At 69.4% G+C, this 24,871-nt stretch carries 19 protein-coding genes and 1 pseudogene; 10 read left to right on the top strand and 10 right to left on the bottom strand.

What is annotated here, in order from left to right:
- The first annotated feature begins 13 nt into the window (after nucleotides 1–13).
- From ASE43_RS13690 to ASE43_RS13675, 4 genes are all read left to right on the top strand, one after another.
- Entirely contained in the window at nucleotides 14–2,353 is a 2,340-nt protein-coding gene (locus tag ASE43_RS13690; protein ID WP_082607286.1) for a winged helix-turn-helix domain-containing protein, read from the top strand.
- Nucleotides 2,354–2,496: 143 nt separating this feature from the next.
- On the top strand, nucleotides 2,497–3,408 hold the full coding sequence (locus ASE43_RS13685) for a helix-turn-helix domain-containing protein (RefSeq protein ID WP_057160867.1): 912 nt from the start codon (nucleotides 2,497–2,499) through the stop codon (nucleotides 3,406–3,408).
- 286 nt (nucleotides 3,409–3,694) lie between these two features.
- Nucleotides 3,695–6,526, top strand: a complete 2,832-nt coding sequence (locus tag ASE43_RS13680) for a TonB-dependent receptor (RefSeq protein WP_056180092.1) — start codon at nucleotides 3,695–3,697, stop codon at nucleotides 6,524–6,526.
- 137 nt (nucleotides 6,527–6,663) lie between these two features.
- Entirely contained in the window at nucleotides 6,664–7,653 is a 990-nt protein-coding gene (locus ASE43_RS13675; RefSeq protein ID WP_057160866.1) for an aspartyl/asparaginyl beta-hydroxylase domain-containing protein, read from the top strand.
- A 158-nt stretch (nucleotides 7,654–7,811) separates the two neighbouring features.
- Here ASE43_RS13675 and ppa read toward each other — a convergent pair whose 3' ends face one another.
- Nucleotides 7,812–8,366: an inorganic diphosphatase gene (ppa, locus tag ASE43_RS13670; protein WP_056180085.1), complete on the bottom strand. Its 555-nt coding sequence runs from the start codon at nucleotides 8,364–8,366 to the stop codon at nucleotides 7,812–7,814.
- A 281-nt stretch (nucleotides 8,367–8,647) separates the two neighbouring features.
- Here ppa and ASE43_RS13665 point away from each other — a divergent pair, with 281 nt between their 5' ends.
- Nucleotides 8,648–10,132, top strand: a complete 1,485-nt coding sequence (locus ASE43_RS13665; protein WP_057160865.1) for an adenosine deaminase — start codon at nucleotides 8,648–8,650, stop codon at nucleotides 10,130–10,132.
- A 61-nt stretch (nucleotides 10,133–10,193) separates the two neighbouring features.
- Here the strand turns inward: ASE43_RS13665 and ASE43_RS22675 are convergent, their stop codons facing one another.
- Together ASE43_RS22675 and ASE43_RS13660 are read right to left on the bottom strand one after the other, a co-directional pair.
- Nucleotides 10,194–10,541 (bottom strand): OmpA family protein, encoded by a 348-nt coding sequence (locus ASE43_RS22675; RefSeq protein WP_235568761.1) that lies wholly within the window; start codon nucleotides 10,539–10,541, stop codon nucleotides 10,194–10,196.
- Between the two features lie 75 nt (nucleotides 10,542–10,616).
- Nucleotides 10,617–12,641, bottom strand: a pseudogene (locus ASE43_RS13660) (sodium-translocating pyrophosphatase); the annotation flags it as partial.
- Nucleotides 12,642–12,828: 187 nt separating this feature from the next.
- On the opposite strand from ASE43_RS13660, the gene ASE43_RS13655 reads away from it, so the two are divergent.
- The gene (locus ASE43_RS13655; RefSeq protein ID WP_200956262.1) at nucleotides 12,829–13,347 is read left to right on the top strand and encodes a hypothetical protein; all 519 of its coding nucleotides are present in this window, start codon (nucleotides 12,829–12,831) and stop codon (nucleotides 13,345–13,347) included.
- Between the two features lie 72 nt (nucleotides 13,348–13,419).
- On the opposite strand, the gene ASE43_RS13650 is transcribed toward ASE43_RS13655, so the two are convergent.
- The 6 genes from ASE43_RS13650 to ASE43_RS13625 all read right to left on the bottom strand — a co-directional run bounded on the left by ASE43_RS13650 (nucleotide 13,420) and on the right by ASE43_RS13625 (nucleotide 18,726).
- Nucleotides 13,420–13,905, bottom strand: coding sequence for a DUF2846 domain-containing protein (locus ASE43_RS13650; RefSeq protein WP_056180076.1), 486 nt, complete (start codon nucleotides 13,903–13,905; stop codon nucleotides 13,420–13,422).
- Nucleotides 13,906–13,912: 7 nt separating this feature from the next.
- Nucleotides 13,913–14,617 (bottom strand): hypothetical protein, encoded by a 705-nt coding sequence (locus tag ASE43_RS13645; protein WP_057160863.1) that lies wholly within the window; start codon nucleotides 14,615–14,617, stop codon nucleotides 13,913–13,915.
- Nucleotides 14,618–14,978: 361 nt separating this feature from the next.
- Nucleotides 14,979–15,785 carry a hypothetical protein gene (locus ASE43_RS13640; RefSeq protein WP_157489454.1) on the bottom strand — a complete coding sequence of 269 codons (807 nt, stop codon included), beginning with the start codon at nucleotides 15,783–15,785 and terminating at the stop codon, nucleotides 14,979–14,981.
- Nucleotides 15,786–15,946: 161 nt separating this feature from the next.
- Nucleotides 15,947–16,387, bottom strand: a complete 441-nt coding sequence (locus tag ASE43_RS13635; protein ID WP_056180066.1) for a VOC family protein — start codon at nucleotides 16,385–16,387, stop codon at nucleotides 15,947–15,949.
- A 253-nt stretch (nucleotides 16,388–16,640) separates the two neighbouring features.
- Nucleotides 16,641–17,459 (bottom strand): helix-turn-helix transcriptional regulator, encoded by an 819-nt coding sequence (locus ASE43_RS13630; protein WP_057160862.1) that lies wholly within the window; start codon nucleotides 17,457–17,459, stop codon nucleotides 16,641–16,643.
- A 10-nt stretch (nucleotides 17,460–17,469) separates the two neighbouring features.
- Nucleotides 17,470–18,726, bottom strand: coding sequence for a 6-phosphofructokinase (locus tag ASE43_RS13625; protein ID WP_057160861.1), 1,257 nt, complete (start codon nucleotides 18,724–18,726; stop codon nucleotides 17,470–17,472).
- Nucleotides 18,727–18,893: 167 nt separating this feature from the next.
- Here ASE43_RS13625 and ASE43_RS13620 point away from each other — a divergent pair, with 167 nt between their 5' ends.
- The 4 genes from ASE43_RS13620 to ASE43_RS13605 all read left to right on the top strand — a co-directional run bounded on the left by ASE43_RS13620 (nucleotide 18,894) and on the right by ASE43_RS13605 (nucleotide 22,499).
- A complete protein-coding gene (locus ASE43_RS13620) occupies nucleotides 18,894–19,472 on the top strand; it encodes an adenylate kinase (protein ID WP_056180057.1) in 579 nt (192 codons plus the stop codon).
- A gap of 259 nt (nucleotides 19,473–19,731) precedes the next feature.
- The gene (gene mpl, locus ASE43_RS13615) at nucleotides 19,732–21,123 is read left to right on the top strand and encodes a UDP-N-acetylmuramate:L-alanyl-gamma-D-glutamyl-meso-diaminopimelate ligase (RefSeq protein WP_057160860.1); all 1,392 of its coding nucleotides are present in this window, start codon (nucleotides 19,732–19,734) and stop codon (nucleotides 21,121–21,123) included.
- Nucleotides 21,124–21,489: 366 nt separating this feature from the next.
- Nucleotides 21,490–21,858, top strand: a complete 369-nt coding sequence (locus ASE43_RS13610; protein WP_056180051.1) for a hypothetical protein — start codon at nucleotides 21,490–21,492, stop codon at nucleotides 21,856–21,858.
- A gap of 38 nt (nucleotides 21,859–21,896) precedes the next feature.
- Complete coding sequence (locus ASE43_RS13605) at nucleotides 21,897–22,499, top strand: LON peptidase substrate-binding domain-containing protein (protein ID WP_057160859.1); 603 nt, start codon at nucleotides 21,897–21,899, stop codon at nucleotides 22,497–22,499.
- Nucleotides 22,500–22,673: 174 nt separating this feature from the next.
- Here the strand turns inward: ASE43_RS13605 and ASE43_RS13600 are convergent, their stop codons facing one another.
- A complete protein-coding gene (locus ASE43_RS13600; RefSeq protein ID WP_056180047.1) occupies nucleotides 22,674–24,695 on the bottom strand; it encodes a bifunctional DedA family/phosphatase PAP2 family protein in 2,022 nt (673 codons plus the stop codon).
- Nucleotides 24,696–24,871: the final 176 nt, after the last annotated feature.

The following is a 24,871-nucleotide window of genomic DNA, read 5'->3' as shown; positions in this document are numbered from 1 at the left end:
CATTGCAGGATTCATGTCACGACCCCCCGAGCCATCGCCGCCGCCGCTGCCGTCCGAGCGACTGCGCGTGGGCGACTGCCTGGTCGACGTGCCGCTGCGCGAGATTCTCGCGCCCGGCGCGCGGCGGGCGCGCCGGATCACGCCCAAGGCCATGGGCGTGCTACTGAGCCTGGTCGAGCACCAGGGCCGGGTCGTGAGCCGCGATGCCTTGCTGACCGAGGTCTGGCCCGACACGCTGCCGACCAACGACGTCATCACCCAGGCCATCACCCAACTGCGCAAGGCCTTCGACGACGAGCGCGGCAATCCGCGCTACATCGAAACCATCGCCAAGAACGGCTATCGCCTGCTCACGCCGGTGGTCTGGCTGGACGCCGCATCGGACGCGCCCGCGCGCGCCGAACGCGCGCGTCAGGATGCGGCGCTGGTCGATCCTTCGCGCACCACCGCCGAACATCCGGCGTTTCCCGAGCCGCGGCGCGACGAGACGGTGGCCGCGATCCCGGTCGTCGCCGCGCCCAGCGCGCGCGGCGCTTGGACTTCGATCGTCGGCGCGATCGTCGCGGTGTCGGTGCTGGTCGGCGCGATCCTGCTGTGGTCGATGTTGCGCACGCCGGCGCCGCAGGAGGTGCGCGCCAATAGCGCGATGCCCCTGCCCAGCGAGCGCCCCTATCGCCTGATCACCTCGATGCCGGGTTTCGAGCTGGCGCCCACGCTGTCGCCGGACGCCTCGATGGTGGCCTACGTCGCCATCCCCGAGCGCGCGCGCGCGACCGCGATCATGGTCCAAACCACCGACCAGACCCAGCCGCGCGTGCTCAGCCATCCCGGCGGCAACGCCGAGGACAGCGCGCCGGCCTGGTCGCCGGACGGGCGTTGGATCGCGTTCGTGCGCCTGGACCCGGGCGTCGCCTGCCGGATCATGATGATCGCGGCCAACGGCGGCGCCGAGCGCGAGGTCGGCACCTGCGACCACCGCAGCCCGCCCAGCTTCGACTGGACGCCCGACAGCCACGGCCTGGTGTTCGGCAGCATGCCCACCGCGCTGGGCGTGGCCGGCATGCGCCAGCTCGATCTGGCCAGCGGCGAATGGACCGCGCTCAACTACCGCCGCGGTCGCGACGATCTCGACACCGCACCGCGCTACTCGCCGGACGGACGCTGGATCGCGTTCGTGCGCAATGCGCCGCTCGGCGATTTCTGGCGCGTGCCGGCCGAGGGCGGGGAAGCCGAACGCCTGACCGAGCTGCGCGCCGACGTGCGCGGCTGGGACTGGTTGCCCGACGGCAGCGGTCTGTTGTTCGGGCGCGCCTCCGACGGCGACGTGCGCATGTACCGGCTCGACTTCGACAGCGGCCGGATCACCGACACCGGCATCGCCGACGCCCAGAGCCCGGTGTCCGCGCGCAGCCGCGAGGCCGCGGTGTTCGTGCAGCGCAAACCCTATTTCGGTCTGTACCGGGTGATGGTGCCGGAGCATTCCGGCGGCCTGGTGCACGTGGTCGAACCGCTGTTTGCGTCTTCGGCGCGCGACGTGCTGCCTTCGATCGCGCCGGACTCGCGCCAGATGGTGTTCGTGTCGGATCGCTCCGGCAGCAACGGCCTATGGTGGGCCGATCTGGAGCGGCCGGAATCGCTGCGCATGATCGCCGGCGTGCAGCCGGCCACCCGTTACGTCTCCAACTGGTCGGCCGACGCGCGCAGCGTGCTGGTCAGCGGCCGCGACCGCGACGGCCGGGCGGTGGTGCACGAGGTGGTCCCGTCCAGCGGCCGGGTTTCGCAGCTGGACCTGCCGCTGACCGAACCGGTGCAGGCCCTGTACCTGCCCGACCCGGACCGGATCCTGGTCCTGGCCGGGGCCGGCGACGGCCATCTGCGCCTGCACCTGTTCGACCGCCGCCACAACCCGATGAAAGCCCTGGCCACGATCGACGACGTGTCCCAGGTCCAGCTGGACCCGGTCGGCCAGCGCGTGCTGTTCACCCGGCCCACCCGCAGCGGTCTGTGGCAGGCCGACCTGGCCCTGACCGCAGGCAGCGTGCGCGAGCTGAACGCGGAAATGCCGATCTCCGACCGCTACCGTCTGTGGGCGGTCGCCGGCGACGGCCAGATTCGCTACCTCGAACAGCTGCAGAGCTGTGCCGCACGCCTGCGTCGCATCGGCCTGGGAGACGCCACCACGTCACCGCCGCTGTGCCTGGACCAAAGCCGCCGCGCCGCCATCAACGGTTTCTCGGTCAGCCCGCGCGGCGACGCCGTGTACGTGGCTCTGGTCGAGTGGGATGGCGCTGATATCGGTTACATGGACCTGTTGCCCGCGCCGAAGACCGAAGTGCCGGGTTGGTTCAAGTAATTGATCCAAAAGCGAAACATGCTTTCGGAAGTTCTTCGGTTTTGCTCTCGTTGCGATTTCGCATAACTGTCCGACAACTTTCCTGAAGCCGCACTCCGGCTCCGGCAAAACCTTTGGCCATTCTCGGCACATGAGGTGGACCAATGGAGCAATCGCAATGGGCGGATCGCGGGCAGCTGCTGCAGCTCGACAGCCCGGACAACGCAGCGCTGGGTAGCTGCGTCGGCGTCTCCCGCCTCGGCAGCGCACAGCTGTCGGGCGCCAACTTCTCGATCTGGGTGCAGCTGCGAGGCGCGTCCTGGGTCGAAGCCAAGGAAGGCAAGTTCCGTCTGCGCCGCGGCGACTGGATCGCCTTCGAGCGCGACTCCAAGCCGGTGCTGCAGGCCGACCGCCACGGCCTGTGCGTGGGCCTGAACCTGAGCGCGGACGCGCTCAAGGCGATGGCGCGCTTCACCGACTGCGGCCTCTATGCCGGCCGCGGTCGCATGACCCGGCGCGACGCCCGCGTCGCCCTGCGCCTGTGGCGCCAGGCCAGCGTGCACGCCGCCGACACCGAGGCCCCGGCCGAGGTCACCGCGCTGCGTCCGATCCTGCTGCACCTGGCCGGCATCCAGCGCGAGCTGGCCGCGCGCATCCCGCGTTGCCCGGGCCGCTCGCGCAGCCGCAAGCGTCAGGTGTTCGGCCGTCTGCAGCGCGCACGCCTGTATCTCGAAGGCAATTGCGATCGCGTGGTGCGCATCAGCGAACTGGCCGAACTGACCAGCTTCTCCAGCTGGTACTTCTCCAAGACCTTCCACAGTCTTTATGAAGAGAGCCCGCAGGCCGCATCCGCGCGCATGCGTCTGGAGCACGCCGCCGACTTGCTCAAGAGCACGACGATGATGATCGGCGAGGTCGCCGCGGCCAGCGGCTTCGACAACTGCTGCAGTTTCGCGCGCGCGTTCCGCGCACGCTTCGGCGTATCGGCCACGCGTTATCGCAGCGCGGCGGCGAGCGGAGCGAATGCGCGGACCGATTCGGCAAAGTCCACGGGCGTCGTGCGTAAAGCCGCGTGAGTTCGGCGCCAACGATGCGGAATCGCGCACATATATAGATGTGCGCGCCGCGACGCATCGGCGTGCAGTGAGAACGACGAGCGAAGCCGCTGACATCAGCGGCTTCGCTTTTTTGTTTGCGCGTGTTACGCGCGTTCGCGTTGCTTGTGCGACGACGCAGCGCGTGTGAGCTCGCGGACCGACTTGGCAAAGTCTCTCAGCGCCGCGCGCAAAGCAGCGATGGCCAGCGGAACGTAATTTTGCTGGGCGTTTTAACACGCCCATAACGATTACTGGAGAGAGATAGATGAACCATCGCAATTTGCGTCCCGCGGTGCGGCTCGGCTTGCTGCCGGCCGGTATCGCGATCGCACTGGTGCCGGCGTTTGCCAGCGCCCAAGAAGCCGATGCAGCTCCCGCCCAAGACGCTACGACGCTCGATCGCATCGAGGTCACCGGCTCGCGCATCAAGCGCGCCGACATCGAAACTTCGCAGCCGATCTTCACCCTGACCCGCGCCGAGATCGACAAGCAGGGCGTGACCTCGGTCGCCGACGTGCTGCAGCGCATCTCCAGCAACGGCGCCGCGCTGAACTCGACCTTCAACAACGGCGGCGACGGTTCCTCGGGCATCAGCCTGCGTAACCTCGGCAGCAGCCGCACCCTGGTGCTGGTCAACGGCCGCCGCTGGACCACCCAGCTCGACGGTTCGGTCGACCTCAACACCATCCCGGCCTCGATCATCGAGCGCGTGGAAGTGCTGAAGGACGGCGCGTCGACCATCTACGGTTCCGACGCCATCGCCGGCGTGGTCAACATCATCACCCGTCGCAACTTCGAAGGCGCCGAAGCCGGCGCGTACTTCGGCCAGTACAACGCTCAGGACGGCGACCGTCAGGCGTACGACTTCTCGCTGGGCGTGAGCAACGACCGCTCCTCGCTGCTGCTGGGCGCTTCCTACGTGAAGGAAGAGGCCGTGATGGCCGGCGCGCGCAAGATCTCCGCGGGCGGCGCTCCGTTCTACTCCGGCCAGAGCGGCACCGGCTTCCCGGGCTCGTTCGTCGACAACAAGGGCACCGCCGCCACCGCGGACGACGTGCGTTACGTGCTCGACGCGCAGGGCAACAAGGTCGTTTACGACTCGGCCGTGCACGGCTACAACACCGCGCCGGACAACTACCTGCTGACCCCGCAGGAGCGCACCTCGCTGTTCGCGCAGGGCACGTTCGACATCACCGACAACCTGACCTTCCGCACCGAGACGCTGTACAACCAGCGCATCTCCGAGCAGCTGCTCGCGGCCATGCCGGTCACCGGCCTGACCCTGAGCAAGGACAGCCTGTATGCGCCGGCCGAGTACAAGGGCGTGCGCGACCTGGTCGGCGTCAACCGCCGCTTCCAGGAAACCGGCGGCCGTTCGTACAACCAGGACGTCAAGAACTTCCACTTCTACGGCGGTCTGGAAGGCTACTTCAGCGTCGGCGAGCGTCAGTTCGATTGGGACGCCGGCTACCGCTACGACAAGTCCGACGAGAACACCCTGACCTACGGTCTGTTCAACCTGGCCGCGCTGCGCAACGCCTACGGTCCGTCGGAAATGCGCGACGGCAAGGCCGTGTGCGTGTCCGCTCCGGGCGGCGCCATCATCGCCGGCTGCGTGCCGATCAATCCGCTCGGCGGCCTGGGTTCGATCACGCCGGAAGGCCTGGCGTACACCGGCTTCACCGCGCACGATTCGGCCAAGGTCGAGTCCAAGAGCTACACCCTCAACGTCAGCGGCGACATCGTCGACCTGCCGGCCGGCCCGCTGGGCTTCGCCGCGGGCTATGAGCACCGCACCGAGAGCGGCCAGTTCGATCCGGACGCGTTCATCGCCGCCGGCCTGAGCACGGGCAACGCGCGTTCGCCCACCGCCGGTTCGTACTCGCTGGACGAGTTCTACCTCGAAGTCGCCGTGCCGGTGCTGTCCGACCTGCCGTTCGCCAAGCTGCTCGACTTCTCGGTCGCCACGCGTTACTCGGACTTCAGCAACTTCGGCAACACGCTGAACAGCAAGTTCGGTTTCCGTTGGAAGCCGATCGACGACCTGCTGATCCGCGGCAACTGGTCGGAGGGCTTCCGCGCCCCGAGCATCAGCAACCTCTACGGCGGCAACACCGATTCGTTCGAGAGCTACATCGACCCGTGCTCCAGCCACTCGCCGCTGCGTAGCAACCCGCAGGTCGCGGCTCGCTGCGCCGCCGAAGGCGTGCCGGCGAACTACGTCCAGCCGGGCAACGGTTCGTCGCGTCAGACGCTGGAAGCCTTCACCTGGACCTCCAACGACAAGCTGTCGCCGGAAACCTCGACCAGCAAGACCCTGGGCTTCGTCTACAGCCCGAGCTGGCTGCAGGGCTTCGACATCGCTCTTGACTGGTACAAGGTCAAGATCGAGAACGCGATCACCCGTCCGGAAGCGCAGTTCATCCTCGACAAGTGCTACGCCGGTACCCCGGGCGAGCAGGCGGCTTACTGCGGCCTGTACCAGCGCGGCGGCACCTCCGCCGGTAACCCGAACATCATCGACAACCTCGAGATGCCGCTGCTCAACCTCGCGCAGTACGAGGTCGAGGGTTACGACATGACCTTGAACTACCGCCTGCCGGAAACGGTCTACGGCAAGTTCTCGATCACCTGGGACACCAGCTACACCTCCAAGTGGATCGCCACGGCCACCAAGGACTCCGTCGCCGAAGAGCGTCAGGGCCTGTACCTGCCGAACGATCCGTACTGGCGCATCAAGTCCAATCTGTACCTGGATTGGACCAAGGGCGACTTCGGTGCGACCTGGGGCATGCGCTACAAGTCGGGCATCGACGAGGTTTGCCCGTTCACCGGCGCGAGCGCGCAGGCTTACTGCTCGGATCCGAACCGCGTGACCGCCGATGGCGCTTCGCCGCGCAATCACCTGGGCGCGACCACGTACCACGACATGCAGTTCCGCTACAACACGCCGTGGAACGCCACCGTCTCGGTCGGCGCGAACAACGTGTTCGACAAGGATCCGCCGCTGTCGCTGACCGCGAAGTACAACATGTTCGATCCGCAGTACGACCTGCCGGGCCGTTACTACTACCTGCAGTACCGTCAGCGCTTCTGATCGACGGTTGCCGTAGTAGGCAGCACGCAGTACCGGGAGGCGGGCCATGGGCCCGCCTCCTTTTTTTTGGGGCGCCGTCGTGGCGACGGCTCGACGGTCCTGTGTACGATAGGCCGGTCGCAAGCCCGGATCGCCCGATGAAATTGCAGGTGCCGTTCATCCAGTTGCCGCTGACCATCGATGCGGCGCGGCTGGCCGCCGAGATCGCCGCCTTGGGCGAGGGCCCCTGGCGCCCGCACCCGCAGGGTTTCGCCGGCAATTCGATGCTGCCGCTGGTCGCGGTGGACGGCGATCCGGCCAACGAGGCCTTCTCCGGGCAGATGCGTCCGACCCCGGAACTGTTGCGCTGCCCGTACCTGACCCAGGTGTTCGCCAGCCTGGGCGCCACCGTCGGCCGCAGCCGCCTGATGCGCTTGTCCGGCCACGCCGAGGTCACCCGCCACGCCGACCAGGGTTACTACTGGGCCGAGCGCGTGCGCGTGCACGTGCCGGTGGTGACCCAGCCGACCGTGCGCTTCGAGTGCGGCGACGCCGCGATCAATATGGCGGCGGGCGAGTGCTGGATCTTCGATACCTGGCGCCAGCACCGCGTGATCAACGATGCGGTGGAGTCGCGCATCCATCTGGTCGTCGATACGGTCGGCGGCGGCGAGTTCTGGGAGCTGGTCGCACGCGGCCGCCCGCACAATGTCGCGCCCGTCGGCTGGCCGCAGCAGGCGGTGGTGCCGCGCGCCAATGAAATCGCCGATTTCGCCTGCGAAACCGTCAACGTGCCGGCGGTGATGAGCCCCTGGGAGCTCAACGCTCACTTCGGCCTGCTGTTCGCCGATGCCGAGCCGCATCCGCAACTGCAGCAGGTGCGCCAGGCCTCGATGCGCTTCGCACGCGTATGGCAGGGCCTATGGTTCGAGTACGGCGAGCGCCCGCAAGGCCGCGCGCGTTATCGCGATGCGTTGCAGCGCTTCATCGACGAGGTCAAAGGCCCCAGCCAGACCATCCGGCTGAAGAACGAGCTGCGCTGGTTCAACGCCATGATGACCATCGTCGCCAAGTTCGCGGTGGGCAGCGAGACGCCGGCGACGGGCAATAGCGCCGAGCAGCAGCGCGCGGTGGGCGATAACGCCTAGCCGTCGCTATCCTCTCCGCCCTGCGGGGCAGCACCTTCTCCGCTTCGCGCTTCCTTCGGTCGCCGCAAGCGGGCGTGGGAATGGCAGGTGGCAACGCTGCGAAAACACGAAGGCCGCCCTGAGGCGGCCTTCGTCGTCGTACCGGAATCGCGACGGCCTCAGAACTTCGGCTTGTCGCTCTCTTCGGTGGCGTTGTAGCGCTCGATCGCTTCCAGCAGGATCTGCTTGGCTTCGGCGGCGTTGCCCCAGCCGTCCAGCTTGACCCACTTGCCCTTCTCCAGATCCTTGTAGTGCTCGAAGAAGTGGCCGATGCGGTCCAGCCAATGCTGGCTGACCTGCTCGATGTCGGAGATGTGGCTGTAGCCGGCGAAGACCTTGTCGATCGGCACCGCCAGCAGCTTCTCGTCGCCGCCGGCTTCGTCGGTCATGCGCAGCACGCCGACCGGGCGGCAGCGGATCACCGAGCCGGGGATCAACGGCAGCGGCAGCACCACCAGCACGTCGGCCGGATCGCCGTCGCCGCACAGGGTGTGGGGCACATAGCCGTAGTTGCACGGGTAACGCATCGGGGTCGACAGGATGCGGTCGACGAAGATCGCACCGGAGGCCTTGTCGACCTCGTACTTGACCGGCTCGGCGTCCTTGGGGATTTCGATGATGACGTTGATCTCTTCCGGCGGGTTCTTGCCGGTGGGGACGAGGTCCAGGCCCATGATGCGTAGCTCCGACTGCTGGTGGCCCGTCGGGGGACGGGCCGATGAAAGAGCGGGCATTCTACGCGGCCGGCTGCTGCGATGCAGCATCGACCCGGCCCAGCCGCCGGTTCGGCCCGGCGCGCGCCCGCGCCGGAGCCCGGCATGGTCAAGGATGCGCCGTCCCGGCATGCTGGGTCGCACGCAAGCCAGGGGTGTGGGCGGGCCGATCGGGTCCCGCCGCGACCGAGACCGACCAGGGAGCGACGATGCGATACAGGACAGGACTCGGCTTGGCGGCGATGCTATGCCTCGCCCCGGCCGCGACCGCCGAGGCCAGAACCGCCGGCGAGCCGGCGAGCGCCGACGAAGCGCGCACGGCCGCGCGTTTCGAGCGCATCGCCGACAGCCCGCCGCAACTGCGCATGTTCCTGCAGGCCATGCCCAAGGGCGGCGACCTGCACAACCACGCCAGCGGCTCGGTCTACGCCGAGGACTACCTGCGCTGGGCGGCGGAGCGGGGCTACTGCGTCGCCGCCGACAGCCACCGCATCGTGCGTCCGCCCTGCGAGGCGCCGGGGTCGGTCGCGGCGCGCGATCTGGCCAGCCGGGACTACGCCGCCTACAGCCGCGCGATCGATGCGTTGTCGATGCGCAATGCGACGCTGCCCGATTTCGACCGCTTCTTCGCCAGCTTCGACGGTTTCCGCGCGGTCTCGGCCGACGACGCCGGACGGGTGGTCGCGGCCGCGCGCGAACTGGCCGCCGACGATCAGGTGGCCTATCTGGAACTGATGTCGATGCCGCGCAGCGCGCAGGGCCTGCTGGACGCGGCCAAGGCCAGCGGCCAGGACGGCGGCGATCCGGACGCGCTGCTGGCCGTGTTGGCGCCGCTGCTGCCGGCCGCGATCGCCGAGGCGCGCGCGGAGCTGGATCGCGACGAGGCCGCGTTCGCCGCCTCGCATGCCTGCGCGAGCGCCGCCGCCAAGCCCGCCTGCGCGGTCGAGGTGCGCTATCAGATTCCGGTGGCGCGCCATCGGCCGCCGGCGCAGGCCTTCGCCGCGATGGTGTTCGGTTTCGCCTTGGTGCAGGCCGATCCGCGCTGGGTCGGCGTCAACATCGTCGGCCCCGAGCATCACCCGGTGGCGCAGCGCGATTACTCGCTGCACATGCGCCTGTTCGCTTACCTGAAACAGCGTCACCCCACGGTGCCTTTGTCCCTGCATGCCGGCGAACAGACCCTGGGCCTGGTCGCGCCGCGCGAGCTGCGCTACCACGTGCGCGAGGCGGTGACGGTGGCCGGCGCACGCCGCATCGGCCACGGCGTGGACATCGCCTACGAGACCGACGCGCGCGCAGTGCTGGAGCGCATGGCGCGCGAACGGATCGCGGTCGAGATCAACCTCAGCAGCAACGCGGCCATCCTCGGCGTGCAGGGCGCCCAGCATCCGCTGCGCGCCTACCTGGACGCGGGCGTGCCGGTGGTCCTGGCCACCGACGATCAGGGCGTGCTGCGCAGCGACATGACCCACGAGTACCAGCGCGCGGTGCAGGAGCAAGGCCTGCGCTATGCGCAGCTCAAGCAGCTCGCGCGCGACAGTCTGGAATACGCCTTCCTGGCCGGCGACAGCCTGTGGCAGGGGCGCGCCGGCGGCGCGCGCGTGGACGCCTGCGCGCGCGACATCGCCGCGCCGGCGTGCGCGGCCTTGTTGCAAGCCAGCGCCAAGGCACGCCTGCAATGGCGCCTGGAGCAGGAGTTCGCGCGCTTCGAACGCGGCCAGCGCTGAGCGCGCCGGAAAAGAAAACGGCGGCCGTGGCCGCCGTTTCCCGAACTCCGAAGCTTGGCGTTTACTCGAGGCGGACCTCGACCCGGCGCGCTTCCTTGGCGGTGCCGTCGCCTTCCATCTGGACCGGCTTGTCCATGCTCACGCGATCGGCGGACAGGCCCTGCTGGATCAGCCAGTCCCTGACCACCGACGCGCGCTGCTTGGCCAGATCGGCATTGCGCGCGGGATCGCCGCTGCTGTCGTGAAAGCCCGACACGCGCGCCTTCAGCGCAGGATCGCGCTGCATGCGGTGGTAGGCCTTGGACAGCACGGTTTCGAACTCGGCCGGCAGCGCCGCCGAACCGCTTTCGAAGTACAGCGTGGCCAGCGAGTCCGGCGCGACGTCGGCGGTAGCCGGCGCGGCCCCCATCGCCGGCGCCGACAGCTCCGCCACCGGCGCGCCGTGCGCGGCCGCGGCCGCGTCGGCAGGACCGGCGCCGCTGGGCAGCAGCGGCACCAGCAACAGCGCGACGATGTTGATGATCTTGATCAGCGGATTGATCGCCGGGCCGGCGGTGTCCTTGTACGGGTCGCCGACGGTGTCGCCGGTGACCGCGGCCTTGTGCGCCTCGGAGCCCTTGCCGCCGTGGTGGCCGTCCTCGATGTACTTCTTGGCGTTGTCCCAGGCGCCGCCGCCGGTGGTCATCGAGATCGCCACGAACAGGCCGGTCACGATGGTGCCGATCAGCAGGCCGCCCAGCGCCTTCGGCCCCAGCAGCAGGCCGATCACCACCGGTACCGCGACCGGCAGCAGCGAGGGCACGATCATTTCCTTGATCGCCGACTTGGTCAGCATGTCCACGGCGCGCGAGTAATCGGGCTTGCCGGTGCCTTCCATGATGCCGGGGATGTCGCGGAACTGACGGCGCACTTCCTCCACCACCGCGCCGGCGGCGCGGCCCACGGCTTCCATCGCCATGGCGCCGAACAGATACGGGATCAGGCCGCCGATCAGCAGGCCGATGATCACGTAGTGGTCGGACAGGTCGAAGGAGAACACGGTGCCCGGATGCGCGGCCTGCAGGTTGTGGGTGTAGTCGGCGAACAGCACCAGCGCGGCCAGCGCGGCCGAACCGATCGCATAGCCCTTGGTCACCGCCTTGGTGGTGTTGCCGACCGCGTCGAGCGGGTCGGTCACCGCGCGCACCTCCGGCGGCAGCTCGGCCATCTCGGCGATGCCGCCGGCGTTGTCGGTGATCGGGCCGTAGGCGTCCAGGGCGACGATCATGCCGGCCATCGACAGCATCGAAGTGGCGGCGATGGCGATGCCGTACAGGCCGCCCAGCGCGTGCGCGCCCCAGATCGCCAGGCACACCGAGATCACCGGCAGCGCGGTCGACTTCATCGACACGCCCAGGCCGGCGATGATGTTGGTGCCATGCCCGGTGGTCGAGGCCGCCGCGACGTGCTGCACCGGCTTGAACTGAGTGCCGGTGTAGTACTCGGTGATCCACACGATCACGCCGGTCAGCACCAGGCCGATCAACGCGCACCAGTACAGGTTCATCGCGCCGTAGGACGAGTCGGCCATCAGCTGGGTGGTGATCGGGTAGAACGCGATCGCCGCCAGCACCGCCGACACGATCACGCCCTTGTACAGCGCGCCCATGATCGAGCCGCCGGCCTTCACCTTGACGAAGAATGCGCCGATGATCGAAGCGATGATCGACACGCCGCCCAACACCAGCGGATACAGCACCGCGTTGTGGCCGGCCTGGGCGATCATCAGCCCGCCCAGCAGCATGGTCGCGATCACGGTGACCGCGTAGGTCTCGAACAGGTCCGCGGCCATGCCGGCGCAATCGCCGACGTTGTCGCCGACGTTGTCGGCGATCACCGCCGGGTTGCGCGGGTCGTCCTCGGGGATGCCGGCTTCGACCTTGCCCACCAGGTCGGCGCCGACGTCGGCGCCCTTGGTGAAGATGCCGCCGCCCAGTCGCGCGAAGATCGAGATCAGCGAGGAGCCGAAGGCCAGGCCGACCAGCGCGTGCAGCGCCGCTTCGCCGGTGATGCCCATCTTGGCCAGCACCAGCCAGTAACCGGCCACGCCCAGCAGGCCCAGGCCGACCACCAGCATGCCGGTGATCGCGCCGCCGCGGAAGGCGACGTCCATGGCCGGGCCGATGCCCTTGCGCGCGGCTTCGGCGGTGCGCACGTTGGCGCGTACCGACACGTTCATGCCGATGTAGCCGGCCGCGCCGGACAGCACCGCGCCGATCAGGAAGCCGATCGCGGTGGGCCAGTTCAGGAAGAAGCCGATGACCACGAACAGCACGACGCCGGCGACGCCGATGGTGCTGTACTGGCGATTGAGGTAGGCGCGCGCGCCTTCCTGGATCGCGCCGGCGATCTCCTGCATGCGTGCGTTGCCGGCGGGTTGAGCGCTGATCCAGCGCGCGGAAATGATCCCGTACAGGATCGCGATGACGGCGCAAGCCAGCGCCAAGGTCAAACCGTACTGCTCCAGCATGAACCCCTCCCCAGAGTGGACATCAGGAATTTCTGATCACCTAAAGTTTTAGGTCGCAGGCCGAAGTCCCGGCGCGGCAACGCTGGGACTATCGCACAGGGCTTGGGCCTGTGAAACCTCGTGAAACCAGGGTTCAGCCCCGGCGTGCCAGCCTGCGACCCCAGTCACGTATCGATGGAGCCTGTTCATGCGCATCGCCGCCGTCCTGCTCGCCGCGCTGTCGCTGCCGGCCCTGGCCGCCGCCGCCGGTACCGACCCCGCCCCGGAAATCCAGCGCCCGGTCGGGCAGCCGCAGGCGCTGGGCGCCGTCCACACCCTGCGCCAGATCCCCGAGGCCTGCGCCCGCCTGGAGGGCCAGTTCACCGGCCAGGCCGCGCTGCCCTACAAGTTCGCCGTGGTCCGCACCAGCCCCAGTTGCCAGCCGCGCGCGCGCTTCGTCGACGCCGCCAAGGCCCAGCCCTCGCTGGCCGCGGGTTGGACCTTCAACGATCTGATCCGCGTGCCCAACGCGGCCTGCCCCTCGCAGCAGGCGGTGGTGCGGGTGTGGCGCAAGCCGGCCAACGTCGCTCCGCCCAAGCTGGACGGTCAGGGCCAGGCGCGTCTGTACCTAGCCGACGAAAAGGCCAAGGCCGCGGCCAAGCAGCTGGCGGCGGTGCCGATGTTCGCCGCCGTCATGGCGGTCGAAGGCAAATCCTGCGGCGGTTAGGGCGCGCCGCGCGCCGATCACTTGCACGCAAACGGGCGCCGTGTCCGCGGCGCCCGTTGCGATCGATAAGGCTTACTTGGCGAGCTTGAGCTTGTCGGCCAGCGCGTTGAACGCCGCGGCGTCGGTCGGCGCCAGGTTCGGACGACCGGCCACGATGCCCATGCCCAGCGTGCCCTGCACGTAGTAGGTTTCGCCGGCTTCGATTTCCATGGTCAGCACGTCCTTGGTCTCGCCATGTACGCGGTACTCGTGCGTGCCCGGCTCGGCCACATGGACGAAGTACTTGCCGCTGCGCAGCTTGCCCAGCTCGGTCTCGCCCTCGCGCACCTTGAAACCGACCGCGCCGCCGACGAACTTGGACGGGCGGAAGAACACGATCTGGCCCTTGCCCTGCGGCGGCACGCCGATCTTGCCGGCCGGCTGCGCGTCGGCGGCGGTGTCTTCGGCCTCTTCGGCGCTGGCTTCGGTCGCGGCGGGCGGGGCGGTGTCCTGGGCCAGCACGGCGCCGGAGAACATCAGGCCGAGCGCGAGAGCGGAAACACGGAACTTCAGGTTCATCTAAGAACTACTCCTGGGGTGGTTGAACGGCGTCGGCCGCGGTGGTCGGCGACGGAGAAACGGGTAAGGCAGGCGCGGTCGCGGCTGTGGTGCCGGGGACGGGCAGCTCCAGTTCCTGGGCGAGCTTGGCGCGCAAGGCGGTGTCGGCGGGGATCTCGATTTCGCGGCCGCGCACGAACATCGCGAACGGGCCGATTAGGAGGGACGCGCCCATCGCGCCGTTGATCTGGTCGCGTCCGCTTTGCCCCACCGACAAGCCGCGCAAGGGGATCTGGCGGCCGTTGAATTCCAGATAGCGGCCGGCGATCAGCAACTCGCCCGGATGGCCGCCGCCGCGCGAACGCGCGCCGTGCACCACCTCGCCGACGGCGGGCGTGCCGGCCGGTATCGGTTCGGCGCCGTCGACCGTCAACGGCTGGCTCAGACGCAGCGCGAAGCGGTCGCCGCGCTTGTGACGCGCGGAGGACAGGCTTTCGCCTAGCTGCAGTTCGACCGCGCTGCCCGCCGCGAGCCGGCAGCAAGGCGCGGGTGCGGAGACGTTGGCGTTGGCGTTGGCGGCCGTCGCGGGATCGTCGGCGGCGGCTGGCGCAGCGATGGGTTGTGTCGTCGGCGCAGGCGTTACGGCGGGGAGCGGCGCGGCGGCAACGGCGTCCTGCGCCTGCGTAACCGGAACGACCAGCAAAGCCGCCAGCGCGGCTGCGAACTTGAACATGAGCGACGCCCCCCCTGAGCGTGGCCGCACCTTAGCCAAGGCTCGGATTCCAGGCAAGCGCAGCGCGCGTGCGCGGGCAGGGGGCGCCGCGATCGCGATAGAGCGCCTACGACCGCAGGCCGGGCCGGCGCTAACGCCACGCACGAGGCGCCGAGTCAATGGCCGCAAGGGCTCGGCGTCGACGGGGGGCGGATGAGTCGCTGCTTACGTGACGCCAAAACGGCGCCTGGGATGGTGGCGCGGCTTCAAGGCCGCGCGCCAGAACGGTAGCGCCTAGCGCCGAAGCGGTAGGGCCCGCGCTGGCTGGGGTAAGCGGCGCACAGACGGCGCCGAAGCGCCGCCCGCGCGTTGTCGCCAGGGCTTACTGGATGCCGCGGCAGTTCTTCAGCCAGACCAGGTAGCTGGACTCGTCGTAGTGGTCGTAGGTGGCGTTGAGATACATCTTGTCGCCGTTGCGCATCGCCAGCGCGTAGGCGTTCTGGTCGGGCATCATGCGGCAGGCGATGCGCAGCTCGCCGCGCCGCGACTTGCTGGGGACGAAGCCCGGCACCAGCGAGGGGTTCATGTCGAAGTACAGCTCGAACGCGCCCTTCTTGCCGGCCACGCCCTTGTTGACGCCCTTGATGTTGTAGACCTTGCCCGCGAAGCGCACGTCGATCGCGGCGGAGTTCTCCACACCCTGGCGTTCGATATCGGTGGCCAGCGCGGTCGCCTGGATCTCGATCGGCTTGACCGCGGCGCGCGCGACCGGCGCCTTGCCCGGCTTGAGCTGGGTCAGCATCTTGCACATCTCGCTGCGGATGCCGTCGGCGTTGCCGAACGCGCCGCGGCGCGTCTTCATCAGCATCGACACCGTGCCGTCGGGTTTGGCGGTGACATACACCTGCAGGCCCTTGTGGGCCAGGTTCGCCGGTTCCTCCAGCAACAGCGAGCCGCTGTCGGGGCTTTCGTCCAGCACGTCCATGCCGTCGGCGATGGCGAGGTTGCGCATCTGGCCGATCGCGCTGGGCACGCTCAGGCCCGCGACCTTGTAGGAGGTCGAATACTCGGCGCCGGAGAGCGCATTGCCCTTCTTGCTGAAATTGTCGTCGCACTGGCCGGCCAACGCCGGCAGGGCGGGCAGCAACAGCAGCATCGGGAGCAATAGTGTGATCGGCTTGGCTTTCATGAGCTGTTCCTTGAAGTGATCGGTCTTCCGTGCGCCTTGCCGACGGCCGGCGACGCCCACGGCCGCAGATTGCCGGATTACCCCTGTCGATTCAACGACAATCCGGCACGAATTCCGCTATCGCGTTCGCATTCCTGCGTTCGAACGTGCGTTGCGCGCGCTCAAGCGCAGGGATCGGCGGGGTAGCGGCGCTGCATTTCCTCGGGCGTGAGCGCCTCGATGCTGTGACCGATGTTCCAGCGATGGCCGAACGGATCGATCACAGTGCCCGAGCGCTCGCCGTAGAAATGGTCGCGTGGCGCCATCGCCAGCCGCGCGCCGGCGGCGACCGCGCGCGCGACCGTCGCGTCGGCGTCGTCCACGTGCAGATGCAGGGTGTGGCTGTGGCCGTGCTCGGGCACCGGGCGACGGATATCGATCTCCGGATACTCCTCGCAGAGCATCAGGGTGCTGCCGCCCAGGTCCAGTTCGACATGGCCGATGCGGCCGCCGGGCTCGACCAGGCGGAACTTCTCGCTGGCCTCGAAGGCATAGGCGTAGAACTCGATCGCGGCCTGGGCATCGGCGACGCAGAGGTAGGGGAACAGTTCGTGTACGGCCATGGCGGCGCTCCTGGGTGGGTGTGCGCGTCAGCCTGCGGCCCGGGCGCGCCGCGCGATTGGACGAAATTTACCTGTTTGCTGCGGCCGCGGCGCGTGCGGCGACGCCTGCTCCCTGTGGGAGCGGCGTGAGCCGCGATGAGCCTGCGGCCACGACGAAACGCTGGGCGATGCGCGCGCCGTCGCGATTGCGCGATCGCGGCTTACGCCGCTCCCACAGAACGCCCACAGATCGCATCGGCGTGCGCGCCCGCGCTCAAGCCAGGGGCAGATGGTTGGGCGACGCGGGCGCACGCGCCGCGTACTCGCGCGGGCTCACGCCGGCGAACTCGCGGAACTCGCGGATCAGATGGGATTGGTCGAAGTAGCCCGCGTCCAGCGCCAGCTGCGCCCAGGCCGGGCGCGGCGTCGCCGCCAAGGCGGCGAGCAGACGCTGGAAGCGCAGCACGCGCGCATAGCGCTTGGGCGCCAGGCCGGCGGCATCGCGGAAGCCGGCGATGAAATGGCGCGGGCTGCGGCCGCAGGCATCGGCCAGCGCCGCCACGTCGGTCGCGGCCGGCGTGCGCTGCACACTGGCCAGCGCCTGTGCGATCTGCGGATCCAGCCCGCGCCCGCTGCGCGCGCGGCGCAGGCGCGCGCCCAGAAAGTCCAGCAGCAACGCGCGGCGGCGGCCGCGGTCGGCGTCGCCGGCCAGGCGTTCGTACAGCAGCTCGGCCTCGTGCCCGCACAACTGGGCCAGATCGACATGGCCGTCGGCGAGTTCGGCCGCCGACACCCCGAACAGCGCCAGCGCCGCGCCCGGCCGCAGCACCGCACCCACCGAGGCGGCGGGGTGGGCGGTGTCCTTGATGCAGTAGCCGGCGCGCACGCCGCCGACGGTGGCGGCGCTGTAGCCGCGACCCTGGCGATCGTCGGCGCTGGCGTAGATCCGCAGCGGCGGGCCGTCCAGGCGGATCGACAGATGCATCGCGCCGCTGGGCAGCGAGTGCTCGCGCGCATGCGCGGGCGGCGCGGGCGGACGCGCGCAGGCCCAGACCTGCGCGACCCAGGGCCGCAACGCCGCCGCCTCCTGCATGCCCGCGTCCTCAGCCCTCGAACGCCGGCAGCTTGCGCTTCACCGCCACGTTCTTCAGCGTCACGTACTTGGGCAGGCCGTCGCGGCCGTAGGGCGGCGGCGCCTCGCCGCGGATCAGCGGCTCCAGGTATTTGCGCGCGCTGGCGGTGATGCCGTGGCCGTCCTTGCGGATGAAGCCGGCCGGCATCTTCTTCTCGTGGTTGGCGACCTTGTCCAGCGGCGCCGGCGCGATCTTCCAGCGGTAGGGCGCGTCGGAACCGCGCACGATCGCCGGCATCACCGCGTTCATGCCCTTGAGCGCGTACTCGACCGCGGCCTTGCCCACCGCGCGGGCCTGCTCGACGTCGGTCTTGGAGGCCAGGTGGCGGGCCGAGCGCTGCAGATAGTCGGGCAGGGTCCAGTGGACCTTGTAGCCCAGTACGTCCTTGACCCGGCCGGCCAGGTGCGAGGCCACGCCGCCGAGTTGGGTATGGCCGAAGGAGTCCTTGCCGCCGCCGGCATCGGCGACGAAACGGCCGTCGGCGGTCTGGATGCCCTCGCTGGCGACCACCACGCAATAACCCACGCGCTCGACCACGGCTTTGACGCGCCGGAAGAAGTCGGCCTCGTCGAACGGCCGCTCCGGGAACAGGATCAGGTGCGGGGCGTCGTCCGGGCCCTGGCCGGCCAGGCCGGCGGCCGCGGCCAGCCAGCCGGCGTGCCGGCCCATGGCCTCGTAGACGAAGACCTTGGTCGAGGTCTCGGCCATCGCGGCCACGTCCAGCGCCGCCTCGCGCACCGACACCGCGGTGTACTTGGCGGCCGAGCCGAAGCCTGGGCAGCAGTCGGTCACGGCCAGGTCGTTGTCGACCGTCTTGGGTACGCCGATGCAGGTCAGCGGATAGCCGAATTCGGCCGCCAGGCGCGAGACCTTGAGGGCGGTGTCGGCCGAGTCGTTGCCGCCGTTGTAGAGGAACCAGCGCACGTCGTGGGCCTTGAGTACGGCCAGCAGGCGCTCGTAGCGGGCGCGGTCGGCGTCCAGGGATTTCAGCTTGACCCGGCAGGAGCCGAAGGCCCCGCCGGGGGTATGCGCCAGGGCCCGGATCGCGGCCGCCGATTCCTTGGAAGTGTCGATCAGGTCCTCGCGCAGGGCGCCGAGGATGCCGTTGCGGGCGGCCAGCACCTTGACCTTGCGCGCGCGGGCGGTCTCGATGACGGCCGAGGCGGTGGCATTGATGACGGCGGTCACGCCGCCGGATTGCGCGTACAGCAGGGTTCCAGAGGCCATGGGAGTTCCAGGATTGACGCCGGGATGCGGTAAGCTGACCGCAATATTGACGCCCGGCGGTGGGGTGGCGACGGCTGAGTGTAGCGCCGCGCCCCGGGCACGCGACCCAGGCCGCTCCCGAGAGAGCGCCGGCCGCGCGAGGCATTCTTGTTCTAGGAGCGATGTAGATGCGATTGGTACTTCTGGGCGCGCCCGGTTCCGGCAAGGGCACGCAGGCTGCGCGGCTCAAGGACCACCTGCAGGTGCCGCACATTTCCACCGGCGATTTGCTGCGCGCCGAAGTCGCGGCCGGCAGCAAGCTCGGCCTCGAGGCCAAGGCGGTGATGGATGCCGGCAATCTGGTCAGCGACGAGATCCTGCTGGGCATGCTCGAGGACCGTTTCTCGCGTCCGGACACCCACGGCGGCTTCATCCTCGACGGCTACCCGCGCAACCTGGCCCAGGCCGACGCGCTGGACGTGCTGCTGAAGAAGATCGGCCAGCCCATGGACTACGCCGTGCAGCTGGAAGTGCCGATCGAGCTGCTGGTCGAGCGCATCGCCGGCCGCGCCGCCGAGCAGGGCCGCAAGGACGACAGTCCCGAAGCCGTGCGCACCCGTTTGAAGGTTTACGACGACGTGACCGCGCCGGTGATCGAGTACTACCGCCAGCACGGCCGCCTCACCGCGATCGACGGCGTGGGCTCGTTGGACGAGGTGTTCACGCGGATCGTCGAGGCGTTGTCGCCGGCGCCGGTGGTTGGGTGAGTTTTCCGCTTCGTTTTTGCTTCCGCCTTTCGCTTTAGCCCCCTCTCCCGCTCGCGGGAGAGGGCTGGGGTGAGGGCACACGAATCCCAAAACCACGGCGCCAGTCTCGAAATCGCGACATCGGCTGCTAGCCAGCTTGCGTCGAACGCCAACTGTCGCGCGCCCTCACCCCTTGCCCTCTCCCGCAAGCGGGAGAGGGGGAGTAGGCCCTATGCGGGAGTCGCTGCGTTGAGCTTTCGCTGTTAATCCAGGACGTCGGATCTTGAAGCTACATATCTTGGGCATTGCCGGTACCTTCATGGGCGGCGTCGCCGCGCTCGCGCGCGAACTCGGTCATGAGGTCGAAGGCAGCGACCAGGCGGTGTATCCGCCGATGTCGACGCAGTTGGAGCAGCTCGGCATCGCCCTGCGCCAGGGCTATCGGCCCGAACATATTTCCGCCGATTGCGACGAGGTCGTGGTCGGCAACGCGCTGTCGCGCGGCAACGACGCGGTCGAGCAGGTGCTCGACGACGGCCGCCGCTATACCTCCGGCGCGCAGTGGCTGTCCGAGCGCGTGCTGCCGGGCCGCGACACCCTCGCGGTCGCCGGCACCCATGGCAAGACCACCACCACCACCATCCTGACCTGGCTGCTCGAAGCCGCCGGCCGTGCGCCCGGCTTCCTGATCGGCGGCGTCGCCGAGGATTTCGGCGTGTCGGCGCGCGTCGGCGGCGGTCGCGAGTTCGTGGTCGAAGCCGACGAGTACGACACCGCCTTCTTCGACAAGCGCAGCAAGTTCGTCCACTACCGTCCGCTGGTGGCGATCCTCAACAACCTCGAGTACGACCACGCCGACATTTTCCCGGACGTGGCCGCGATCCAGCGCCAGTTCCACCACCTGGTGCGCACCGTGCCGCGCCGCGGCCGCCTGATCGTCAACGGCGAGGACGCGCGCCTGGCCGAAGTGCTGGCGATGGGCTGCTGGACGCCGGTGGAGACCTTCGGTCTGGACGCCGACGCGGCCCAGGGCGGCGCCGGCTACACCTGGAGCGCGCGCCTGCTAGCCCAGGACGGTAGCGCCTTCGTCGTGGTCCACAACGGCCACGAGATCGGCCAGGTGCAGTGGCCTTTGCTGGGCCGTCACAACGTGATGAACGCCTTGGCCGCGCTGGCCGCCGCCCACGCGGTCGGTGTCGATGTGGCGAGCGTGCTGCCCGCGCTGGCCGCCTTCCGCAGCGTCAAGCGTCGCCTGGAAGTGATCGGCGAGGCCGACGGCATCACCGTCTACGACGACTTCGCCCATCACCCGACCGCCATCGCGACCACCCTGGCCGGCCTGCGCGCGCGCGTCGGCGCGGCCCGCATCGTGGTGGCGATGGAGCCGCGCAGCAACTCCATGCGCCTGGGCGCGCATGCGCAGGCGCTGGCACCGTCCCTGGACGGCGCCGATGCGGTGGTGTTCCTGCACCGCCCGGAACTGGCCTGGGACGCCGGCCAGGTCGTCGCCGGCCTGCGCGGCGAAGGCGTGACAGCGGCCGATGCCGACAGCCTGATCGCGGCCCTGCGCGCTCGCGTGCGCGCCGGCGACCACGTCGTCTTCATGTCCAACGGCGGCTTCGACGGCGCGCCGCGCCGTTTTCTCGCCGCCTTGCGCGACGGCGCCGCCTAAGCGCGTTCCGCGTGCCGGTGGCCGCAGTGTGCGGCCGCCGGAATGACAATTCAAACGTGCCAATTTGCGTGCCATCCAGCACCGCTCCGTGCACGCCTGAGCGTTATATGTGCCATTAGTGCACACTTTGAATACCTATAAATCACCTTGTTAGTGCCTCATTGCACGGCTGGGGCGCGCTAGGCTCGTGCTCGACGTCCTGTCTCAGATGACAACTGATAATTGTTATTTGTGCATATGAAAAGTGCCACTCCCGGCTGCGAGTTACGCAACAATGAGTTGCGTCACTCCCGCCGCCCGTGCGCCGCATCCCGCGCCCGCCCGGGCGGCCCGTTTCGGCCTGGCAGGATGCATGGGCGGTATTGCATGACTTCAAACCACGACGACTTCGCCCAGCGCCTGCGCCATGCGCTGGACTATTCGGGTTTCGCAAAGGGCCGCGGGCGCATCGGCGCGCTCGCGATCCAGTACAACGTCAGTCGCGAGACCGCGCGCAAATGGCTGGCCGGTCTGTCACTGCCCGAATTGCAGCGCATGATCGACATCGCCAAACAACAGCGCGTGAGCTTCGAATGGCTGAGCACCGGCCGCGGCAGCGTCGACGGCAACGGCGTATCGGTGCGCGATGCCGGCGGCCATTACGGCGATCCCGACGAACTGCAATTGGCCGGACTGGTGCAGCGGCTTTCGCGCAAAAAGCGCCGCGCCCTGATCGATCTGCTGGAGCCGCATTGAGGCGATAGCGGCGCGCGCGGCGCGGGTACACTGGCGGCATGTCGACCGCTACCGACGCCGCAGCTTCCAGCCCGGAATCGCTGGGCCTGTTTCCCTTGCACACGGTGCTGGTGCCCGGCGCGGCGCTCGGCCTGCGCGTGTTCGAACCGCGCTATCTGGATTTGGTGCGCGAGTGCGGCCGCCGCGGCCGCGGCTTCGGGGTCTGTCTGATCATCGACGGCCAGGAGGTCGGCGCGCCGGCCAGCGCCGCCGCGTTCGGCACCGAGGCGCTGATCGAGGATTTCGGCGCCGACGCCGACGGCCTGCTGACCTTGCGCGTACGCGGCGCCCGACGCTTCCACGCGCGCCGCGTGCGGGTGCGCGACAACGGCCTGCAGGTGGCCGAAATCGAATGGTGCGCGCCCGATTCCGAGCAGGTACTGCGGCCGGAACACGGCTTGCTGGCGATCCTGCTGCAGGAGCTGATCGACCGCTTCGGCGGCGAACACGCGCTGGCGCCGCGCGTGCGCATGGAGGATGCCGCCTGGGTCGGCTGGCGCCTTGCCGAACTGCTGCCGCTGCAGCATGCGCAGCGCCAGGCGCTGTTGCAGATCGACGACCCGCACGAACGCCTGGACCGTCTGCTGGTCCTGTTGCCCTGAGCCAGCGCCCGATGCCGGGTCGCCATACGATGCGCGTGCGGATGGGCCCTATGCCATCGCAAAGCCAGCCGTAGGATGCGATGAGCCGCCAGGCGAACCGCATCGCACCGCGTCACTCCGAACTGCATCGCTGCTCGCAGCGAAAGCGAAAGCGCCCAGCGCTCGCGCCCCGCCCTAAGGCGTGCGCGCCTTCACCGCCCCGGCATCGCCCGGTGCGACCGTGCGCAAGCGCAGCACCGGCGTGCCATGGAACCCGGTCGCCTCGATCGCGCTGAATTCCTTCAATGCCGCGCGCACGGTCGCGTGCGCGCGTGCGTCGTCGCTGGTCGGCAGCCACAACGCGGCCGCATCCAGGGGCTTGTTGAGTCGCAGCACCTGGCTGGTGCCCAGCCACAGCGGCGTGCCGTCCTCGAACGTCGCCGGCGCCGGCCACAGGCGCAGCGCGTATTGCTCGTCGGGGCGCGCGCCCGCGCGCAGCAACAGCAGGGATTCGGCCTGCGCATCCAGCGTGGCCGGCAGTACCGCCTGTTCCAGCGGCGGCGCGCTGTCGTTGAGCAGGGCGATCGTGGCCAGCCAATCGGCCTGCGGCTGCACCCGCCAGCCCTGCGCGATCAGGCTCGCGCGCAGCGGCTCCAGCGGGCCGGCGACCTGCAGGTCCAGCGGCCAGCGTCGGCGCAAATCGCGTTCGTTGCGATGCTCGGGCAGGGTCGCCCAATCGCGTCGCCACCAGTCGTCGATCGCCAGCACGCGGGTGGGCGCGGCCGCGGCGAACTTCGCCAGCAGCGCGTCGGCCGAGCGCGGCGCATGCCACAGCGCCGCGGCCGCGAAGCTGCCGTAGAACAGCCAGGCCAGCGGCCGCATCCAGAACGAACGCGCGACGTGGCGGCGATAGGCGATGCCCAGGATCAACAGCCAGACGATGCCGAACAGAGTGCCGCCGACCAGGTCGCTGGGCCAGTGCGCGCCCAGGTACAGGCGCGCGAAGCCGACCAGGGTGGTCACCACGCCCGCCAGCAAATACGGCCACACGCGTTGCCGCCCCGGCAACTCGCGCGCGATCAGCACCGCGAAGAAACCGAACACGATCGTGGTCATGGTGACCGCGACCGAGGGGAAGCCGAAGCCGGCCGGCGCGGTCGGCGGGCGTGGCATGTCGATCGCCGCCTCCAGCAGCGAGGTCAGGGCCAGGCCGAACACGATCGCCGCGACCCAGTGCGCGGCCGCCATCCAGCGCCGCCGCCACAGCAGATAGCCCAGCGCGACCAGCGCCGCCGGCGCCAGCACCGCCGCGTCGCCCAGGCTGGCCAGCGCGGCCATCAGGCGGTCGGCCAGCGGATTGCGCAGGCTCCACATCAGTTCGTGGATGCTGTGATCCAGCGCCAGCGGACCGCCGCTGGCGAGCAGGGTCGCCAGCAGGGTGAACCAGACCCAGCTGATCGCCAGCAGGCACACCGCCAGGATCGCCAGCGAGGCCGACTCGGGCCGGTTCGGGTCGATCAGGGCTTCGGCATAGCGGCCCATGCGCGGATGCCGGCGAGTCCAGCGCAGGGCGCGCGCCAGCAGGTTATTGGCGTGCGCGGCGAACCAGCGCCAGGTGTAGAGCACGCAGGCCCAGACCAGCGCCACCGCCACCAGCAGCCCGCCCAGCACCAGGGCCAGGCGGTCGGCGACCGCGGCCACCGCATCGTAGGACGCGCCCAGCACCCAGCCCGGGGCCAGGAACGCGGCCGCCCAGGCGATGCAGGCGAACAGGCTGGGCAGGGCGTAGCGGCGCGCCGGCATGTGCAGCATGCCCGCGATCGCCGGCACGAACGGCCGCACCGCGCCGACGAAGCGCGCGATCAGGATGCTTTTGCTGCCATGGCGGCGGAACAACTGCTCGCCGCGATCCAGCCATTGCGGATAGCGCGAGAACGGCCAGCGTTGGCGCAGCTGCGGCCCCCAGCGATAGCCGACCCAATAGCTCAGGCCGTCGCCGGCGAAGGCGCCCGCCGCCGCGCAGGCCAGCGCATAAGGCCCGCTGATGTGGCCCAGGCCGACCAGTGCGCCGACCGCGAACAGCAGCGGCAGGGCCGGCACCACGATGCCCGCCAGGATCAGGGCATCGCAGAACGCAATCAGAAAGATCACCGCGCCGGCGGCGGTGGGGTTCGCCGCGATCCATGCGGTCGCGCTTTCGAGCCAGGCTGAATCCATCGCTCGATTATAGGAGCCGGGATTGGCGATTCGGGATTCGGGATACGCAAAAGCGGCGATGCGTGGCGTCGGTACACTGGGCTCATGACAGTTGACATCGCCAAGGGCCGGGATTCGGGATTCGCGATTCGGGATTCGTAGAGCGCCGCCGCGGCGCGTCGGTACACTGGCCTCAG

This window comes from Lysobacter sp. Root983, from assembly GCF_001429345.1.
In the GTDB taxonomy this organism is placed as follows: Bacteria; Pseudomonadota; Gammaproteobacteria; order Xanthomonadales; family Xanthomonadaceae; genus Lysobacter.
This window is presented reverse-complemented; position numbering and strand designations above follow the sequence as displayed.

What these genes read in the sequence shown, in the direction of transcription:
- ASE43_RS13690 (WP_082607286.1), top strand. Translation starts at nt 14, where the DNA reads ATGTCACGACCCCCCGAGCCATCGCCGCCGCCGCTGCCGTCCGAGCGA.
- ASE43_RS13685 (WP_057160867.1), top strand. Translation starts at nt 2,497, where the DNA reads ATGGAGCAATCGCAATGGGCGGATCGCGGGCAGCTGCTGCAGCTCGAC.
- ASE43_RS13680 (WP_056180092.1), top strand. Translation starts at nt 3,695, where the DNA reads ATGAACCATCGCAATTTGCGTCCCGCGGTGCGGCTCGGCTTGCTGCCG.
- ASE43_RS13675 (WP_057160866.1), top strand. Translation starts at nt 6,664, where the DNA reads ATGAAATTGCAGGTGCCGTTCATCCAGTTGCCGCTGACCATCGATGCG.
- ppa (WP_056180085.1), bottom strand. Translation starts at nt 8,366, where the DNA reads ATGGGCCTGGACCTCGTCCCCACCGGCAAGAACCCGCCGGAAGAGATC.
- ASE43_RS13665 (WP_057160865.1), top strand. Translation starts at nt 8,648, where the DNA reads ATGCTATGCCTCGCCCCGGCCGCGACCGCCGAGGCCAGAACCGCCGGC.
- ASE43_RS22675 (WP_235568761.1), bottom strand. Translation starts at nt 10,541, where the DNA reads ATGGGGGCCGCGCCGGCTACCGCCGACGTCGCGCCGGACTCGCTGGCC.
- ASE43_RS13655 (WP_200956262.1), top strand. Translation starts at nt 12,829, where the DNA reads ATGCGCATCGCCGCCGTCCTGCTCGCCGCGCTGTCGCTGCCGGCCCTG.
- ASE43_RS13650 (WP_056180076.1), bottom strand. Translation starts at nt 13,905, where the DNA reads ATGAACCTGAAGTTCCGTGTTTCCGCTCTCGCGCTCGGCCTGATGTTC.
- ASE43_RS13645 (WP_057160863.1), bottom strand. Translation starts at nt 14,617, where the DNA reads ATGTTCAAGTTCGCAGCCGCGCTGGCGGCTTTGCTGGTCGTTCCGGTT.
- ASE43_RS13640 (WP_157489454.1), bottom strand. Translation starts at nt 15,785, where the DNA reads ATGAAAGCCAAGCCGATCACACTATTGCTCCCGATGCTGCTGTTGCTG.
- ASE43_RS13635 (WP_056180066.1), bottom strand. Translation starts at nt 16,387, where the DNA reads ATGGCCGTACACGAACTGTTCCCCTACCTCTGCGTCGCCGATGCCCAG.
- ASE43_RS13630 (WP_057160862.1), bottom strand. Translation starts at nt 17,459, where the DNA reads ATGCAGGAGGCGGCGGCGTTGCGGCCCTGGGTCGCGCAGGTCTGGGCC.
- ASE43_RS13625 (WP_057160861.1), bottom strand. Translation starts at nt 18,726, where the DNA reads ATGGCCTCTGGAACCCTGCTGTACGCGCAATCCGGCGGCGTGACCGCC.
- ASE43_RS13620 (WP_056180057.1), top strand. Translation starts at nt 18,894, where the DNA reads ATGCGATTGGTACTTCTGGGCGCGCCCGGTTCCGGCAAGGGCACGCAG.
- ASE43_RS13610 (WP_056180051.1), top strand. Translation starts at nt 21,490, where the DNA reads ATGACTTCAAACCACGACGACTTCGCCCAGCGCCTGCGCCATGCGCTG.
- ASE43_RS13605 (WP_057160859.1), top strand. Translation starts at nt 21,897, where the DNA reads ATGTCGACCGCTACCGACGCCGCAGCTTCCAGCCCGGAATCGCTGGGC.
- ASE43_RS13600 (WP_056180047.1), bottom strand. Translation starts at nt 24,695, where the DNA reads ATGGATTCAGCCTGGCTCGAAAGCGCGACCGCATGGATCGCGGCGAAC.